The sequence below is a fragment of the Sulfurimonas sp. genome, from assembly GCF_023228785.1.
Classification (GTDB): Bacteria; Campylobacterota; Campylobacteria; order Campylobacterales; family Sulfurimonadaceae; genus Sulfurimonas.
On sequence record NZ_JALOAN010000013.1, the window covers coordinates 1 to 17252 of the forward strand.

A 17252-nucleotide genomic window follows, 5' to 3' on the forward strand; every position below is an offset into this window, starting at 1 on the left:
TTAGCCCCAACATCATAAATATCTACACCATTTTTACTCTCATCACCTTTACCATCAGCTACTACTAAACTTACGATATAGTCCTCATTTGTAGCTAACGATGAACACATTTTTAAAAATATTCTAGTATCATATCTATCATGTGCTGATGTTAGGTGGGTTATTTTAGTTGCCATTATTTCTTTCCTAATAGTTCTTGAATCTTTTCATATGGAGGATAACTTATAAGTACACCTTTAAGAACTCCTTGATAAACGAACATACTTCCACATGCTACAGCGTCTACATTTGAGCTTTCAAAAACTTCTTTTATATGCTCTAATTTGCCAGCCCCTCCTAGGGCTATGACAGGTATTGTTGTGTGTTTTTTAATCTGCTTTAATAGTTCTATATCAAACCCTTGCATTGCTCCATCACAATCAACAGAGTTTATTACCACCTCGCCTGCACCTAAAGCTTCCACTTTTTTTACAAATTCAAAAGGATCTAGTTTTGTATTTTTTTTGCCATTATTTATAAAAACTTTACCCTTTCCCCAAAGATCTTTTTTTATATCTATAGTAACTATTACAGATTGATTTCCAAAGATATTTGCAGCCTCTTTTATCAAAATTGGATTTAGTACAGCTTGAGAGCTTAAAGAGATTTTTTCAACTCCTAAAGCATATATTTTTTTCATCTGCTCTATTGTTTTTACTCCACCACCATAACAAAGAGGCATAAAACACTCACTTGCAATGTCTTCTATCATCTTATAGTTAGGTTCTTTATTTTCTACACTTGCATCAATATCTAAAAACATCAACTCATCTACTTCTTTTTCGTTGAATATTTTTATGGCATTTATAGGATCACCTATATATGTAGGTTTTTTAAACTTCTGTGTTTTATAAAGCCCGCCTTTGTGCAAAAGAAGACATGGAATCACCCTTTTTTGTAGCACTATAGTTCTCCGAAATTTTTACTATTAAATTTGTTTGCATAATCTACTGAACCATGAAAAATTCTAACCAACAGTAGTTCTGAAGTTTTTGTAAGTATTTTATAAATTATAATATGACTTTCATGTACAAGAATTTTGCATTCTCTTTTTATAAATTTATTTTTACACTCTACACCCATCTGAGGGTTTAGTTTTAGCAACTCTATTTTGCTTTCATATCTTGATAAATAATTTTGTGCATTTGTTATATTTTCTTTTGCTATATGTGATATAGCATCACCTAGATCTATTTCTGCTTGATTTGTATATCTGACTCTATACATATTTCAGTTTAATTTTATTTATCACATCTTCATGGGAGTTTTGGCTAATACCTGAGGCTATTCCTCTATCTATTTCTGACTCTAAGCATGATAAATCTTCTATGTTTTTAAATTTTTTATCTGTATCTATAGTCAAGCCTTTGACATTTAAATTTGACAATAAAAACATAATATTATGATAAATATCATCTTCTACGGTTAATTTTATAGTATGCATACAAACTCCTCAACATTTTTCAATCTATTTTTATTATACAAGGTTTCTACTAAAATCTCACATCTCTCCAAAATTTTTAAATAGTTGCATGCCAAATTTATGACTTTTTTCAGGATGAAACTGTACACCATAAATATTATCTTTGTATATGCTACAAGTAAACGATTCACCATAATCAGCAGTTGCTAAAATATTTTTTTCATCACTACAAACTACATGATAAGTATGCACAAAATAAAATCTATTTTCATCTAAACTTTTGAAAATATCTCTTGTGTTAGTGGGGTAGGTTTTATTCCATCCCATATGAGGTATAGATAGACTTTTATCTTCTAAGTTTAACTTTATAGTTTTCGCATTTATCCAACCTAGCCCTTTTTCTTTTCCTTCTTCACTTGAGTTTGTTAAAAGTTGCATCCCTAAACATACGCCTAAAATAGGTTTTTTATTTTCCAAAACTTCTTTTTCTAAAGCTTCGAAAAAAGATGCATTTCTTAGACTAGTTATCCCATGGTCAAAAGATCCCACTCCAGGTAATAAATATTTATCAGCTTTTTTTATTTCTTGTATATCTGATGTTATAGCAGACTCAATACCCGCTTTTTTAAACATATTATAAATAGATTTTAGATTACCTATTCCATAATCAAGTATTGCTATCATTTTTTACCTTATGAATAATTAGATATTTTCTTACCAAGAAGTTTTGAAACAAATTTTTGAATTTTTTTCATTCTGTTATATTTTACTGTCATATTGGCAAAGTCACTATAACTATGAGATGGCATTTGAAGGATTTGTTCAAACTCTTCATCACTTACTCCAAGTTTTTTTGCAATATACTCTTTATCATTCTTAAGCTCTTTATCATCATATAAAGGTTTTTCTAGTTCTTTGAGTGCTTCATCTCTAGTCATTTGTCCGGCAACAATAAGACTTGCTAAATGTGGCTTCCTTTTATCATAACCAAACTTCATAGGCAACCAGTAGTTTTGAAAAAACTTTGTAAATACTGACTCGCCATGTTTTCTAGCATACTCTTTATACCCTACTTTTTCTTTTAACTCTTCGAGTGCTTCGCTTTTTATATAAGGCATAAAGTTGAGTGGTCGTATAGTTTTCATTTTTTTGACAAAAGGATAGTATAGATAAAGTTCATAAAAACCTATAGTTTTATAATTTTTAAGTTTCTTTGTTCCAAATTTTTCATGTATAGCATGAAGATTATCTGCATCCATAGCGCTCCAGTTCCATGAAGAAGGAAATATACTCTCAGTAGCCAGGTTTCCTCCACTTATAACATAATTGACTCCATGTTTTGTGGCAAAATGATAGAGCGATGCAAAAAAAGCGTGATCTTGTGGAACATCTTGATTTGCAATACCTGATTTTAGATAAGCAAGTTGCAAGTCTCTCATCTCTTGCCAGTCTATAACTATGGTGTGCAAATCCCATCCGCAATAATTCACTATATTTTCTATATTTTGCACAGCCAACTCACTATTCCATCCACCATCTACATGAACAACTAAAGGGCGAATACCAGCTTCATAAAGTTTAAGCGCAAGGTAAGAACTGTCCACGCCACCACTCAGTCCTAAGATACACTCATACTCTTTTGAAGCACTCTTCTTTTTCATGTTTTCATAAATAGCTTCAAGCTTCTTAGCTCCATTTTCATCAGGAAACCATCTCTTTGATGTCACTTTATCAAACTCGTTGCAGTGATTACAAACTCCATTTTCATCAAAAGTTATCTCGGGATCAGTTGTATCCATTACGCATCTTGCACATGTTCTATATTCTCTATTTTGCATTTTTCAATGATTCCATTTCTTTATTTAGCTTTTTTAAATACCATATTGAAGAAACATTATCAATATGAGAATATAAATATTTTTCATCCATCCCAATATCTATTAACATATACTTAATGAAATAGTTAAAGTTGTTATTATCATTTTTAAGATATTTCTTAATTTTTTTATATAAAGATTCTCCTATAACTTTTTTTAATTTCTTTTTTAAATAAGAATGGTCATTTTCTTTAACAAAAGCTATATTGTATTTATTAAATAAATGGTTTAGTAAGAAATCATTATATAAGATATGATTAGTTCTATAGTAAGGCTTAATTGATAGCCAAAATTCAACCATTTCTTGATCAAATAGAGGTAATCTAAAATCATAATTAAAATATCTGTATACTTGACAAGAATTAACTATAAACTTTGACTGTCTATTAGCAATATTCCATGAATCAGAAATATATGTTATATAATTAGAATCTATGACACTTAAGCTTTTATAAAAACTTTCAATATCTTCTTTATATTGTGAAATGTTAATATTCGATTTATTATTAAATTCATTATATTTATACCAATATTCATATGTTGATTGAAGTATATCTTCAATCTCTGAAAAACATTTATCTTTATAATCGACAACTATACTTCGTAAATGACTACCACCTAGCAAATCACCACTATGTCCTGGAACAAAAATACTATCAGTAGGTATTAAATTATTGTCTTTCAAATATTTAACAGCTATATAATCCTGAAAATGTGGAGTTGATGATAATTTACTTGAAAAAAACATACATTCATTAAATTGAGTTGTCTGTATGTACTCTTTTACTATTTCTTCACTATATTCAATAAAAATCCACTTATAATTTAATTTTTCGGCTACTTTTTTTGATATTATAACTTCATCAGAGTCTTTTCTCCCATATGTAAAACAAATAACATTTTTATATTTAAATTCTTTTAACATTGCAACAATATATCTTGAATCATACCCGCCACTCAAGGGAACAACAATTGTTTTACCCTCTGTAGTTTGCAAAAGTCTCTTAAATACATTTTTTGAAACGTTAAATGCTTTTTTAAATATCTCGTTAACTGATGAATCATCTCTTTTATTACTTATGTGGTATCTGTAATATTTAGTATTTAGCTCTTTTTCTTTTAAATTGAATTCTAAACATTGTCCACTATCTAATTGAAATATATTCTTAAATAAGGTTGATTGAGATTGTGTAAAAGATAAAGAAATAAATTCTTCCACTTTTGCATAATCATATTCAACTTTTTTTAAAACTTTAAAAAAATAATATGGGTCATCCGTTAAGTTAAATTTTTCATCCTTTAAATAAAAAATGGGAAAACTTCTCAATGGATCAACGGCGACAAATACTTTGTTATTAGTAATCACAATAATTGAATACAATCCATCTAATTGGATTAATAAATTATAAAAAGAATTAAAATCTTTCACATTAAAAAATAATTCTAAAAAAGATTCTCTATTAAGTAAATTTCCATTAAAAAAGCAATAACCAGCTACATAAACAGTGGTATTGTTTTTTATTTTTTTCTCAAATGTTTTAGAATTTAATGTTACATTCATTTTATATAACTCCTTCAAAGCTTAATCTTTTAACAAAATCACCAATATGCTTATCTGCGGCAAAAAAGCCGTTATGTTCTTTCATAACTAAGCATTTTTCTTTTGGTTTAATATTTTCCAAAAGAGTTATTAATTCTTTTTCAGTGTCAACTTTATAATTATAACTTTTATCATTAATATAGTCTTTATAGTAGTAGTCACTTAAGCCATTAAAATTAATAAAGATATTGCTTAAACCAAAAAATGGTGCTTCAATAAGGCAAGTTGAATAGCTTGATATATGTAAGTCACACTCATTTGCTATTTCATAATAATTATACTTAGAAATTATTTTTACATTTTTAGATAAATTAAGATTTTTCTTATCTATTTCTCTTCTAGGAACAACAATAAAAAGTATATTTGGAAATTTTAAAGATATATTATTAATCAATAAATTCATATTTTCTGCTACAGGCGATTGCAAGGAAACAACTATTTTTAGATTAAACATATCAAATTCTTTAATAATTATATTTTTAGATTTTATATAATTTAAATAATAATTCCCAATAGAAATAATATTGTTTGAATAATCATAAGGCTCTAAATAAGATTTGTCATTATCTCCATAAACTAATAGATACAAAGGGGAAAAATTTCGATCTAGTTTATTTAAAACTTCATATGCATAATTACTTTTTATAACGCCATGTTGAAACTCAATAGTTGTTATATTTAAATCATTAGCAGACTTAATTATTGTTCTTCTTGTAAAACACGTAATTACAATTAACTTAGGTTTATAAATTTTAAATAACCATGAATAAACAAAATACTCAGCTTCAAATTTTTTAAGAAACTTATTGTAATTAATATCAAGTACAAACTCCTTATTTATTTCATCAAGTATATTTTTTTTATATTTTTTTTGAGTTAAAATCAAAAATATTTGAATTATTTTTATAAAAATAAAAATAAAATTTTCAGAAACCTTTTTATAATAAGAATCCTTTATAGAATAAAATTTTTCTTTATTTAAACTTTCAATATATAAAAAATTTTTTTCACCTAAAAGTTGTATCATTTCATGACCCATTCGATCACCATATTTTTCATTTATTATTTTTAAGCTATCAGTGTCACCGAAAAATATATAATTATATTTAGAAAACCAATTTTTAAATCCATAAAATAAATTTTTAAAATTTAATATATTTTTATATATATTAAATTTTTCTGCTTTTGTAATAATATATTCTCTATTTTTATAAAGAGAAACAGAACCATATACACCTCTTAGATAGGCCCAAATAAAAAAATTTTTATATTTTAAATTTGATAAATTATATTTTTTTTCAATTTTTTCTATATCCAGCATTAATTATTCTACTCTTTTTATTATTTCATTAGCTATAAAATCATGAGTTTTAGAACTAATATGTTGCCCATCATTTAATAATCCATCTAAGTTGTTTTTAGTAAAACTATATACATCAATAATATCAACAATTTTTTGAAAACTTTGTGCAACATCATCATAAATCTTATTATATTGGATTATGTTTGATTCTATATTATAAGATTTTGATTTAATATAATCGTTTGAAGAAGCAATATTAATTAAAAATATTTTCTTGAGATTATAATTAAGCTCAAGAAGTTGTTTTATTATTTTTCTAATATTTTTATCAAATTCATCAATATTAACTTCCACATAAGAATTTTTTTTAGTATAATAAAATCTATTCTTTGTTCTGTAATTTAAAAATAATTTTGTGAATTTATTTACAACACTGATTCCTAGTGTGCAATCTATAATTTTTTTTTCTATCTTATTAAATATTCTAGGTGAACAATCTACTATTCCTAAATGAATGATAATATAGTTATTATTTTTATTTGATTCTAAATATTCTTTATAATAAGATGTACTACTACTTATTAATGTTGAGTTTCCTCTAATTGATCCATTACAAATAAATGGTTTTTTCAACAATATGTCAAATATCTTATATATATATGTATTTTCCAAAGTAATACCATCATCAATTCTTGTCATTGATAGAGAATCACCAATTAAAGTAAAAATTTTATTAGCCATATTTAAAACCCAAATACTAATTTATTACTATGCTTAGAATCTAAAGATAAAATATAACTTTTTATCTTCTCCTTATCTTTATCAAATGGCTTATGGAAAATTGTACACCCACTACATTTATCTAATTTTTGAGAATAAAATTCTTCTCTTATTTTTTTTCTTTCTTTATTATTCCAAATACTCTTTATGCTTTCATCAATATAACCTAAATCAAGACTTGAAAAAAAATCTGAGCAGCATAATGATATTTTCCCATCATACGAAACAACTAAACTTGTAAATGGATATGAACACATAAACTCACTTTTTATTTTTCTAAAAGAATAGTATTCATCTTTTATCTCATTATTTTTTTTAGAAATAAACTTTTTGTTATCATATAAAGTTGCTTGTGACATAAAATTAACTGCAATTTTATCTACATATTCTCCCCAAAGTTCCAAATATTTCTTAACTTCAGTTTTTTTTGTTAATAGCAAGTTACACATAATCTTAGGGCGCACTTTCTTATTTTTAGCATAGTCTGAAAAAGATTTAATATTATTATATATTTTTTCAAACTTAAGTGGTATTCTATACTTTTCATAACTTTCTTTATCCCAACCTTCAATGGAAAACTGTAAAACATCTACCTTTAATAATATTTCATGATACTTATGTAACATTGAAGCATTTGTAGACACTTCGATAAAAAAGTCCATTTCTTTTGCAATACTAATTATTTGGCTAAATTTAGGATGCAAAAGAGGTTCAGCAGTAGAATATAGTCTCATTTTATTAATATTTAAGTCTTTGGCTTTTTTTAATATCTCTTTAAATAATTCTACCTTCATATAACCATGTGATCTTTCTTCTGGCATATAAATTCTTGGACAGAAGGGACATTCTGCATTGCAATAAGCTGCGATATCAATAATAATTTCTTTTGGTTTTAAAATTCCTAATTTTTCTTTATAATATAATTCTTTTAACCTTATTTTATTTTTAATTTTCTTAAACATTCGTATCCTTTATTTTTAAATTAAACCATGGCATAGGATAAACTTTATTGCTAATATACCAAACAAGAACAAAATTAATAAAATAAGAACAAATCATTGTATATGCCAATCCTTTTAATCCATAGTATTTTATAGTAAAATATGCTAAAAACACATGTATTATTGTTGAAATTAATGTGGCCTTAGAAATTTCTGCAGTTTTTTTCTCATACAAAATATAATTACCCACCATATAATACATTCCTTCAAATAAAAAAGCAACCATAATAATTGGCACGAGTGTAGCTGCACTACTATATGATGAGTCTATAAAATATTGAAAAACTATATTTATAAAATAATATATAATAATATACAAAATAATTATAATGAAAAAATATATATATGTGAATTTAACTAAGTCATTTTTTATCGTACTATTGATATTTTTCAACTTTTCAAATAAATACGGTATCCATGCTTTATTAAAAGAAATAAATACAAGATTAATTATCGAAGCCATCTGATAAGCTATAGCATAAATTCCTAATTCCGCCGTTCCTAAAAAACTAATTATTATTAAACGATCTATGCTAGTTTTTCCCCATCCTGCTAAACTATGAGGCAATAATGGAACGCCATATTTTAACATATCTCGAATATAATTTATATTTATATCAAACTTAACCATTTTTCTATATTTATACAAAATATAAAAGCTAATATTGGCAAAAAATACACTTGTTATAGAGATAGCAATAAGCCTACCCTCCCATGATAAAGCATATCCTACAATTAGAATTAATGAGAGTACAACATTAAATATAACTTGAATTAATTCAAAAATAACATATTTTTTAGCTTTCTGTTCAGTTTGGTAAAGTGTTAAATTAATCATAATTAATACTTGAGACAACGCAACAACAACGCCTATAACTAACCAATAAAAAGGTATTTCCAAGATTTTTGTATCAAAAAAAACACTCCCTATGCTTATAAAAAAAATAGTTATTATTGTCATTATAAATAAAATCAGTATTGCATTGCCTACATAAGAAGAAAGTAGTATTCTATCATTTAGTTTAAAATAATTAACACTAATTGCACCATTTAAATTTAATCCAATTAATATAGTCAATATACTTGTAAATATGCCAAATAATGAGATTATTCCATAATCATTTGGTGTTAAATACTTAGTTAATATTGGCAAAAGTAAAAAAGGTATTGCCTTATTTAATATATCAGATATTGTATAGATTATTGAGTTAAGCATAAACTTACTTTTTTTAATTCTCTTAATCAATTCTGTTCTAACCATAATTTGAGATAAATTTGATTTAAAGAATAATTTTTTTCTATACTCTTTAAATTAATTATATATTTATGAAATTCTTCAGAAAGAAAATTTTTTAAATGATTATTAAATGATTTTTTTGAAATATCAACAAAATTCATTGAATCTAATTCTGCATATAATTCTCGTATTTGTCTATAGTTCACCAAACCTACTGTAGGTTTTCCCATACCAATAGAACAAATATTTGCATGAAATCTATTTGCCAACACTATTTGTGCACCTCTATATATAGACATAACTTCTTTGAATGAGCTTTTTCCATGCAATAAAGGAGCAACTGAAATTTTTCTTCTTCTGGTTTCATCATCGAGTATATTTAATAAATCTGTTATAAATGTCATATCTCTAAATATATGAGGAATAAATACTATTTCATAATTTTCATTTTCATTCAAAAATGTATCTGTAAACCTTTTAAATGTTTGAAGAAACTCCTTATAAGAAATGTTTTCAAACCTAACATCTTGCATATCATATGCAACATTAATAGCAATATATTTTTTTGATTTATAATATTCACTAGGTTCTGGTATATCTGCAAAAAATCCTGCATCTACAGTATGATGAATGTGGTCTAAATACTTTTCTCCTACATAATCCATAATAGCTTTTTTTGCCCCATCATTTCTAATAGAAATAAAATCATCTCTTTCAATTAGTAAATCTAAAAAATTTCTAAATTTTTGTATATTTAATTCACTTACCCCCTGCCCAGGGTCTACACCAAGAGCATTAAACATTATAGGTGTATTGATTTTTTTTAATAAGTCTAACTCAATTGAGATAGATGTACCAGTAGGTGAATCTTCAACCCAAAGTTCAAAATAATTTCCTCCACCTATTATAAGTAAATCATATTTATTTACAAGATCAACAAAAGATTCATTAAAAAATCTTTTTTTCCAATAAAATTCTCTTATTTCAAGTTCATCTATTTCAAATTTAAAATCTTCTAACTGTTTTAAGTGCTTATAAAATCCATCATGATTTGCATTGTCTCCAATATTACCATCAAAACTTGCCAAATGTAATGTTTTAAGTATTTTCATTTATATATTTCTCCACTTCTTCTAAATCTTTTTTAGTGTCTATATCTAAACTTTTTATTTCATCCATAATAAAAGAAATGGTTTTATCAGTAAAGAAACTATTATTTTTTAAAAACTCTTCTACTTTTATAATATAAATAGCACCGTTACTCATATATATTTTTGGTAAGTCTTGTCTTCTCATAAATGGATATTGATTATTTGAAATCCCTTCTATAAACCTCAGTTCATTTTCTTTAAAAGCTTTTAATATTTTATTATCACATTCGCAAACACTAATTAAAGCTGTGGCCTCAGAAGAAACTAGTTTTTCAAATGCACTGTTAATATCATTTGCATCTCTTAGTGGAGAGGTAGGCTGTAATAAAACAACATAGTCAAAATTTTCTTCTATGCTTTTTAATGCATGTTTTATAACTACTTCACTTGATGATGTATCCATAGCTAATTCATCAGGTCTTTTTAGTATAGCAGAGCCACATTTTATTGCAATATCTAGTATTTCATCACTATCACTACTAACAATTGTTTTAGTAATATATTTTGAATTAAGACTAGCTTCAATAGTCCATGCAATTAGTGGTTTCCCTGATAAATCAATGATGTTTTTTCGAGGAAGTCCTTTAGAACCCCCACGAGCAGGAATAATCGCTAAAACTTTTTTAGTCATCTGTTCCATCATTTGTTACAGTATGTCTTAGTTTCCACTTACCATCTACTTCTTTCCAAATATGTGGACTTCTGTGTTTATTTATAGTCTCCCAAAATTCTTCTTCGGTACTATCAATATATTTTAAAAACTCTTTAAAATACTTATGAGGGAATTCAGTATCATATTTTTTCACAAGATATGCAGCTTCTTCTCTTGTAATTTTATCATTTCTAACTTCTTGTGCTGCATCATATGTACATCTTCCTATTCCAAATTTTATCATTGTAGTAAGATAATGAAATGGATCTATTTTATCATCTATACTACTGTATTTGGAATATGTTCCCTCTGTTCTCTCTGGATTAGCTTGAAATCCAGTATTTTCTGCAGCATAATAGTAGCACTCTTGAGGGTCCCAATTCAAATAATAACCTAAATAATGTACTTCAATACCTGCATCAATCAAATCTTTTTTATTTGGTGCAATATAAGGTGCAAAATCATCTTTTGTATAAGCTCCGCTATCAATGTATTCTTGCATTGAGACTCCACCAAACTTCATAGACAATGCATCATCCGAAGAAAAAAAGTCCATATTCATTATAGGGTTTGTATTTTCTTCTATCGCATTTCCATACTCTGCTTGATTTTCACCATACATTACTAACTGAACACCAAACTTTTTAGCCATAGCTGGTCCTATAATTCTTTGTCCAACTATAAAAGGCTGAAAAGGATGAAGTAAATTATGAAATGCGTTTTTAGTCATCTCTCTATGCAACTTTCCATTTGGGGTATAAAGCATGTTATCGAGTCCACCGGTATGCATCCATTCCTGCATATTTTTCCAACCTATATCTGTGTAAAGATGTGGAGCCCATGTTACCGTTAATGGATTCATTCCATATTTATATTTTAAAATATGTGCTGTATATGCACTATCTTTTCCTCCACTTCCTGGAACTATAACATCATAAGAGCCATCTGTACTTTTAAACTGCGCTAATAGTTCTCGAAGTTTTTCATCTCTTTGCTCCCAATTTATACCTTTTTCTTTCTCTTCATGGTAAATACAAGCAGAACAAATACCTTCTTCATTAAAATTAATTACTTTTTTCTTTTCACCTTTTTCATTTTTAAATTCAACTGTAGAACTTGGTCTTTGATTTGATATTACACATTTTTTACAAAACTTTACCTCATTTGGTAGCCCATAGTATGCTTCTAATTTCTCATACATTTTTTCTCTCCTTACATAAATTTACAAAATTTTGTATTATATTCAAGCCCATTTTTCCACTCTTTTCTGGATGAAATTGACATCCATAGATGTTATCTTTTTTTACAGCTGAACAAAACTTATAATCATAATATTCTGTTGTTGATAATATATTTTCTTCATTCATTGGTGATGCAACAAAACTATGTACAAAATACATATCTGATTGTTCAGGAATATCACCCAATATCGTATCTTTCCAAGTAATCTTATTTTTGACAATTTCATTCCAACTTACATGTGGCGATTTTTCATAATTTGTTTTTTGCACAGGTAATTTTATTACTTTACCTTCTATTAATCCCAATCCTTTAGTTATACCAAATTCTTCACTCTCTTCCATAAGCATTTGCATACCAAGACAAATACCCATGAAAGGTTTCTTTGTATTTACAAAATCATTAATAATTTCTTGTAGCCCGTATTTTTGAAGATTATTCATGCCATGAGCAAATGCTCCAACACCAGGTAGAATTAGACCATCGGAACTTAATATAGTTTTTCTATCATTTGTTAAGATAGATTCAACTCCTATCTTTTTTAAAGCATTTTTAATACTTTTAACATTTCCAATTTCATAATCTATTATAGATATTTTCACATACGAACCTTTATATTATTATCAATAAATGCTTGTTTTATATTTTTTATAGTATCTATATTATAATGAATAACTGATGCTGTAGCTATTGCATCAATTTTGTAATTTGATAATAATTCAACCGCATGTTTTATATTACCCATTCCTCCACTTGCAATAATAGGAATTGAAACAACATCTTGAACAGCTTCGTAAAGTTCTGTATCAAAACCTTTTTTTGTTCCTTCCATGTCTAATGAAGTCAGCATAATTTCCCCTGCACCTAACCCTTCTAACCTTTTAGCCCACTCAACTATATCTAAACCTGTAGCTTCTCTTCCATTGTCTATATATGCTTCCCACTGATTAGAATTAATTTTTTTAGCTACGATTGATGCAACTATACATTGAGAGCCAAATATTTTTGAAGCTTCTGCAATAAATTCTGGATTTTGAATAGCTTTTGTATTTATTGCCACTTTATCTGCTCCTGCTTTTAATGCCTGATTAATATCATCTATCGTTCTTAATCCACCACCTACTGTTATTGGAATAAAAACTTCTTTACATGCTTTTTCTATAATATGACTTAAACTATTTCTATCGTAATAAGCTGCAACTGCATCCATGAATATAATTTCATCTATGCCTTCCTCATAATACTTTTTAGCTAATAAATTAGGATCACCTACTTTTCTTAGTCCTTCTAAATGGATTCCTTTTATAACAAATTCATTTTTTACATCAATTCTTGCAGTTACTCTTATTTTTTTCATATTAACCCAAGTTCCTTGAATTGTTTTTGATGTTTTACATTCCATAATTTATTTGATTCTAATAAATCTAAAAATTTAATATCACTTTTTCCATCACCAAAATAATTTTGTAGTTTATTGTCTTTACTATTAACTATGGATGTTTTTTTTATAGTTGAGAGTATCTCTTCTTTGCTGTATCCACAATTTGTTATAGTTTCTATTTTTGCACGATTAAGTTGTCTTGTACCTATATCTATTGTTGGTACATTATAAAATGGGGCTTCTCTAATACCTCCACTTGAGTTTCCAATAATAAATTTTGCATTTCTAAGTATTGTCAAAAAGTATTCAAATCGTAAAGAAGGAAAAATTTTAAATCTTTTATTTAATTTTAGCTGTTCATATTCAGAAAGTATCTCATTGCTTCCTAAATCATTATTTGGATAAATCACTATATAGTTTAAATTACTTTCTATCATAGCACCTACAAAGTTTTTACTATATTGACTAATACTTTTATATTCCGTAGTAACAGGGTGAAACATAGCTATTACATATTCTTTAAATTCTATTTCATAGTATTTTTTTGCATCACATAAAGATGGTAGATGCTTTGGATTCATTAGATCTAGATCTGGAGAACCAATTACATGTATTGATTCTTTTATTTCTCCAAGTTGTAATAATCTTTTTTTTGCTTCTTTGTTCGCAACTAAATGTATATGAGACATTTTACTAACTGCATGTCTAATTAACTCATCAATTGTTCCTGATATTTCACCACCTTCTATATGTGTAACTAAAATATTATTAAGACTTCCAACAATTGCACCTGCAAGAGCTTCTACCCTATCGCCATGAACAACAATTAAATCTGGTTTTATTTCTGCAATATAATGAGAAAATCCATCAATTGTCTTAGCAAGCGTTCTATCCATATGTTCTACTGTATCATGATTTATAAATTTATAAATATTTTTGAATCCTGATTTTTGAATCTCATCCACAGTTGAACCATATTTTGAATTCATATGCATACCAGTAGCAAAAATATGAACATCATACTTATCTGACTCTTGAGTGATTTTAATGAGTGATTTTAACTTTCCAAAATCCGCACGAGTACCAGTAAGAAAAACTATATTTTTCTTACTCATTGATATCATTCCAATCAATATGCTCATCGTTATCTATATCTTTATTTACAATTTTTCCAAGTAACTCATTATAATATTCTGCTTTAATTGACCCTGTTCCTGGTCTTTTTACCCAAATATTTTCTTTTGTAAATTTTTCACCTTTTTTAATAGGTTTAATTGTTACAACTGTAGCAAATGCAAAATCTATTGTTACTTGTTCTTCTTTTACAGCTTCCTTTTTTCCACCTCGCATTAGTGCTATTTCTGCACTTCCATAAATCAATTCTTGTAAAGCGATGGGATCCATAGAATTAATAATATCTGGACCGGGTCTTTCCATTTTATCTGTGAAGTGTCTTTCTAAAATACAAGCTCCAAGTGCCGTAGCTGCAAAACAAGCTCTATTTGAAGTGGTATGGTCTGAAAGTCCAACAATGGCATTTGGAAATTCTTTTTCAAGTTCTTGCATTGCTCCAAGTCTTACAAGATGAACTGGGGTAGGATAAAGATTTGTAGTATGAAGTAACCCATAAGGTACATTATATTTTTCTAATATATTTACTGTTTTTCTTACAGACTCTATATCATTCATACCCGTACTCACAATCATTGGTTTTCCAAAAGATGCAATATGCTCCATCAGTGGATAGTTATTACATTCTCCTGATCCAATCTTATATGCACTTACTCCCATTCTCTCAAGTCTATCTGCTGCTGCTCTTGAAAAAGGAGTACTTATAAATATCATCCCTTTTGACTCTACATACTCTTTTAGTTTTATTTCATCTTCTTCATTTAATGCACATCTTTCCATAATTTCATAGATAGATACATTGGCATTACCAGGTATCACTTTTTTTGCTTCTTTACTCATCTCATCTTCAACAACATGCGTTTGATGCTTAATAACTTCTGCTCCAGCTTTCCAAGCAGCATCTACCATTTCAAAAGCCGTTTTTAAACTACCTTCATGATTTATACCTATTTCCACAATTACTAAAGGAGGATAATTTAGCCCTACTGTTCTACTTTCTATTTTTATTTCTTTCATTAGAATTCCCTCGCTATATATTCAATTTCTTCATCTTTCACATACGGATTCATAGGTAAACTCATAATCTCATCTGCAACTATTTCAGAAATGGGAAAATTACCTTTTTTATATCCTAAATAAAGAAAGCACTCTTGAAGATGTAGTGGCATTGGGTAGTGTACTGCGGTAGGTATTCCTGCTTCTTTTAGTTTGGCTTGGACTTCATCTCTGTTTTTTACTCTTACAGAGTATTGTGCCCATGCAGATGTGCAGTTGTTGGCTACTGTTGGGAGTATTGTGTTTTTGGGCGAGGTTGAAACCTCACTTCCGAGGGCTTTTGTGTATTTTTGGGCTACTTCTTGTCTTAGTGCTAGATCTTTTGGATAGTGTTTTAGCTTTACATTTAGTACTGCAGCTTGCAAAGTATCTAGTCTTCCACCCATTCCTATGTATTTGTGATGGTATCTTTTAGATTGGCCGTGAAGTCTAAGTGACTTTATCTTGTTTGCTAGTTCTTCATTGTTAGTAAATACAGCTCCGCCATCTCCAAAACAACCTAGAGGTTTCGCAGGGAAAAATGAAGTTGTAGAGATATCACCTAAGTTGCTATCTGTCTTGCCTTTGTAAATGCTTCCGAAGCTTTGAGCACCGTCTATTATAATTTTTAATTTTGGATGTTTAATTTTTAATTGTTCAAGTGCATCCATATCAGCTGGTTGTCCGTAGAGGCTCACTGGGATGATGGCTTTTGTTTTTGGGGTGATGGCTGCTTCTATCTTGCTTGGATCTATGTTATAAGTTTTTTCATCTATATCCACAAAAACTGGCGTAGCTCCTAAAAATGCTATAGTCTCAGCTGTAGCTATAAAGGTAAATGGAGTAGTGATAACTTCATCGCCTGGCTTGATATCAAGCGCCATCATGGCAAGTAGTAGTGCATCTGTTCCATTACTACATGTGATGGCGTACTTCGCACCTGTAAACTCTTCTAAGTTTTTTTCTAGTTCCGTAACTGCATCTCCCATGATATAGCTTGCGTTGTTTAAAACTTTGTCCATCTCAAGTTCTAGTTCACTTTGGTACATGAAATACTGTTTTTGCAGGTTTGCGAAGTCAATGTTGGTGGTTTGTGATTGGTGGTTTGTGATTTGTGATGGGTGTATGGTTTCATTTGGATATTTTTCTAGCATCTTTATATCTCTAGTGATTACTTTTGCATCTATAGCTTTTGCAGATGCTATAATTTGTGAGTCTTCTATATCCTCATAATCTAAGTCCAAATAAGATGGTGTTTTTGCTATTTTAAATTTTGACAATATTTCTTTGATGAAGTTTTTTAAAATTATTTTACTAGCATAACCAAACTCTCTTTTTAGCTCTTGAGCTTTTGTAAATTCTAGCTTGTCCAAAGAAGAAGATGATATATAAAGATTTGTATT

General features: G+C 27.9%; 18 protein-coding genes. All 18 read right to left on the reverse strand.

The features are described 5' to 3' along the window. Positions 1 to 175: 175 nt before the first annotated feature. From M0Q24_RS04805 to M0Q24_RS04890, 18 genes are read right to left on the reverse strand one after another with little or no spacing between them, the layout of a single operon-like run. The gene (locus M0Q24_RS04805) at positions 176 to 943 is read right to left on the reverse strand and encodes an AglZ/HisF2 family acetamidino modification protein (protein WP_295047955.1); all 768 of its coding nucleotides are present in this window, start codon (positions 941 to 943) and stop codon (positions 176 to 178) included. Continuing rightward, entirely contained in the window at positions 943 to 1266 is a 324-nt protein-coding gene (locus M0Q24_RS04810) for a type II toxin-antitoxin system RelE/ParE family toxin (protein ID WP_295047957.1), read from the reverse strand. Before M0Q24_RS04810 ends, M0Q24_RS04805 begins: the two co-directional genes overlap by 1 nt. Continuing rightward, a complete protein-coding gene (locus tag M0Q24_RS04815) occupies positions 1259 to 1483 on the reverse strand; it encodes a hypothetical protein (protein ID WP_295047959.1) in 225 nt (74 codons plus the stop codon). The genes M0Q24_RS04810 and M0Q24_RS04815 overlap by 8 nt, the downstream gene beginning before the upstream one ends. A 57-nt stretch (positions 1484 to 1540) precedes the next feature. Further along, positions 1541 to 2146 (reverse strand): imidazole glycerol phosphate synthase subunit HisH, encoded by a 606-nt coding sequence (hisH, locus tag M0Q24_RS04820; protein WP_295047961.1) that lies wholly within the window; start codon positions 2144 to 2146, stop codon positions 1541 to 1543. An 8-nt stretch (positions 2147 to 2154) separates the two neighbouring features. Further along, positions 2155 to 3300, reverse strand: coding sequence for an N-acetyl sugar amidotransferase (locus M0Q24_RS04825; RefSeq protein ID WP_295047964.1), 1146 nt, complete (start codon positions 3298 to 3300; stop codon positions 2155 to 2157). After that, positions 3290 to 4900: an asparagine synthase C-terminal domain-containing protein gene (locus M0Q24_RS04830; protein WP_295047967.1), complete on the reverse strand. Its 1611-nt coding sequence runs from the start codon at positions 4898 to 4900 to the stop codon at positions 3290 to 3292. The genes M0Q24_RS04825 and M0Q24_RS04830 overlap by 11 nt, the downstream gene beginning before the upstream one ends. Position 4901: 1 nt before the next feature. Beyond that, entirely contained in the window at positions 4902 to 6260 is a 1359-nt protein-coding gene (locus tag M0Q24_RS04835; RefSeq protein ID WP_295047969.1) for a hypothetical protein, read from the reverse strand. 3 nt (positions 6261 to 6263) lie between these two features. Beyond that, the gene (locus tag M0Q24_RS04840) at positions 6264 to 6983 is read right to left on the reverse strand and encodes an SGNH/GDSL hydrolase family protein (protein WP_295047971.1); all 720 of its coding nucleotides are present in this window, start codon (positions 6981 to 6983) and stop codon (positions 6264 to 6266) included. A gap of 2 nt (positions 6984 to 6985) precedes the next feature. Further along, complete coding sequence (locus M0Q24_RS04845) at positions 6986 to 7984, reverse strand: radical SAM/SPASM domain-containing protein (protein WP_295047973.1); 999 nt, start codon at positions 7982 to 7984, stop codon at positions 6986 to 6988. Then, positions 7977 to 9239 carry an oligosaccharide flippase family protein gene (locus M0Q24_RS04850; RefSeq protein WP_295047975.1) on the reverse strand — a complete coding sequence of 421 codons (1263 nt, stop codon included), beginning with the start codon at positions 9237 to 9239 and terminating at the stop codon, positions 7977 to 7979. The genes M0Q24_RS04845 and M0Q24_RS04850 overlap by 8 nt, the downstream gene beginning before the upstream one ends. Before the next feature lie 26 nt (positions 9240 to 9265). Continuing rightward, a complete protein-coding gene (locus M0Q24_RS04855; protein ID WP_295047977.1) occupies positions 9266 to 10372 on the reverse strand; it encodes a polysaccharide pyruvyl transferase family protein in 1107 nt (368 codons plus the stop codon). Next, positions 10359 to 11042 carry an acylneuraminate cytidylyltransferase family protein gene (locus tag M0Q24_RS04860; RefSeq protein WP_295047979.1) on the reverse strand — a complete coding sequence of 228 codons (684 nt, stop codon included), beginning with the start codon at positions 11040 to 11042 and terminating at the stop codon, positions 10359 to 10361. The genes M0Q24_RS04855 and M0Q24_RS04860 overlap by 14 nt, the downstream gene beginning before the upstream one ends. Further along, positions 11035 to 12264 (reverse strand): N-acetyl sugar amidotransferase, encoded by a 1230-nt coding sequence (locus M0Q24_RS04865; protein ID WP_295047981.1) that lies wholly within the window; start codon positions 12262 to 12264, stop codon positions 11035 to 11037. Before M0Q24_RS04865 ends, M0Q24_RS04860 begins: the two co-directional genes overlap by 8 nt. Continuing rightward, positions 12257 to 12904 (reverse strand): imidazole glycerol phosphate synthase subunit HisH, encoded by a 648-nt coding sequence (gene hisH / locus M0Q24_RS04870; protein WP_295047983.1) that lies wholly within the window; start codon positions 12902 to 12904, stop codon positions 12257 to 12259. The genes M0Q24_RS04865 and hisH (M0Q24_RS04870) overlap by 8 nt, the downstream gene beginning before the upstream one ends. Further along, the gene (locus tag M0Q24_RS04875) at positions 12901 to 13659 is read right to left on the reverse strand and encodes an imidazole glycerol phosphate synthase subunit HisF (protein ID WP_295047985.1); all 759 of its coding nucleotides are present in this window, start codon (positions 13657 to 13659) and stop codon (positions 12901 to 12903) included. The genes hisH (M0Q24_RS04870) and M0Q24_RS04875 overlap by 4 nt, the downstream gene beginning before the upstream one ends. Beyond that, the gene (neuC, locus tag M0Q24_RS04880; RefSeq protein WP_295047987.1) at positions 13656 to 14798 is read right to left on the reverse strand and encodes a UDP-N-acetylglucosamine 2-epimerase; all 1143 of its coding nucleotides are present in this window, start codon (positions 14796 to 14798) and stop codon (positions 13656 to 13658) included. The genes M0Q24_RS04875 and neuC overlap by 4 nt, the downstream gene beginning before the upstream one ends. After that, positions 14791 to 15831: an N-acetylneuraminate synthase family protein gene (locus M0Q24_RS04885; protein ID WP_295047989.1), complete on the reverse strand. Its 1041-nt coding sequence runs from the start codon at positions 15829 to 15831 to the stop codon at positions 14791 to 14793. The genes neuC and M0Q24_RS04885 overlap by 8 nt, the downstream gene beginning before the upstream one ends. Further along, entirely contained in the window at positions 15831 to 16898 is a 1068-nt protein-coding gene (locus tag M0Q24_RS04890; RefSeq protein WP_295048069.1) for a DegT/DnrJ/EryC1/StrS aminotransferase family protein, read from the reverse strand. Before M0Q24_RS04890 ends, M0Q24_RS04885 begins: the two co-directional genes overlap by 1 nt. Positions 16899 to 17252: the final 354 nt, after the last annotated feature.

What these genes read in the sequence shown, in the direction of transcription:
- M0Q24_RS04825 (WP_295047964.1), bottom strand. Translation starts at nt 3,300, where the DNA reads ATGCAAAATAGAGAATATAGAACATGTGCAAGATGCGTAATGGATACA.
- M0Q24_RS04810 (WP_295047957.1), bottom strand. Translation starts at nt 1,266, where the DNA reads ATGTATAGAGTCAGATATACAAATCAAGCAGAAATAGATCTAGGTGAT.
- M0Q24_RS04855 (WP_295047977.1), bottom strand. Translation starts at nt 10,372, where the DNA reads ATGAAAATACTTAAAACATTACATTTGGCAAGTTTTGATGGTAATATT.
- M0Q24_RS04890 (WP_295048069.1), bottom strand. Translation starts at nt 16,898, where the DNA reads ATGTACCAAAGTGAACTAGAACTTGAGATGGACAAAGTTTTAAACAAC.
- M0Q24_RS04830 (WP_295047967.1), bottom strand. Translation starts at nt 4,900, where the DNA reads ATGAATGTAACATTAAATTCTAAAACATTTGAGAAAAAAATAAAAAAC.
- M0Q24_RS04815 (WP_295047959.1), bottom strand. Translation starts at nt 1,483, where the DNA reads ATGCATACTATAAAATTAACCGTAGAAGATGATATTTATCATAATATT.
- M0Q24_RS04840 (WP_295047971.1), bottom strand. Translation starts at nt 6,983, where the DNA reads ATGGCTAATAAAATTTTTACTTTAATTGGTGATTCTCTATCAATGACA.
- hisH (WP_295047961.1), bottom strand. Translation starts at nt 2,146, where the DNA reads ATGATAGCAATACTTGATTATGGAATAGGTAATCTAAAATCTATTTAT.
- M0Q24_RS04850 (WP_295047975.1), bottom strand. Translation starts at nt 9,239, where the DNA reads ATGCTTAACTCAATAATCTATACAATATCTGATATATTAAATAAGGCA.
- M0Q24_RS04875 (WP_295047985.1), bottom strand. Translation starts at nt 13,659, where the DNA reads ATGAAAAAAATAAGAGTAACTGCAAGAATTGATGTAAAAAATGAATTT.
- M0Q24_RS04865 (WP_295047981.1), bottom strand. Translation starts at nt 12,264, where the DNA reads ATGTATGAGAAATTAGAAGCATACTATGGGCTACCAAATGAGGTAAAG.
- neuC (WP_295047987.1), bottom strand. Translation starts at nt 14,798, where the DNA reads ATGAGTAAGAAAAATATAGTTTTTCTTACTGGTACTCGTGCGGATTTT.
- M0Q24_RS04860 (WP_295047979.1), bottom strand. Translation starts at nt 11,042, where the DNA reads ATGACTAAAAAAGTTTTAGCGATTATTCCTGCTCGTGGGGGTTCTAAA.
- M0Q24_RS04835 (WP_295047969.1), bottom strand. Translation starts at nt 6,260, where the DNA reads ATGCTGGATATAGAAAAAATTGAAAAAAAATATAATTTATCAAATTTA.
- M0Q24_RS04885 (WP_295047989.1), bottom strand. Translation starts at nt 15,831, where the DNA reads ATGAAAGAAATAAAAATAGAAAGTAGAACAGTAGGGCTAAATTATCCT.
- M0Q24_RS04845 (WP_295047973.1), bottom strand. Translation starts at nt 7,984, where the DNA reads ATGTTTAAGAAAATTAAAAATAAAATAAGGTTAAAAGAATTATATTAT.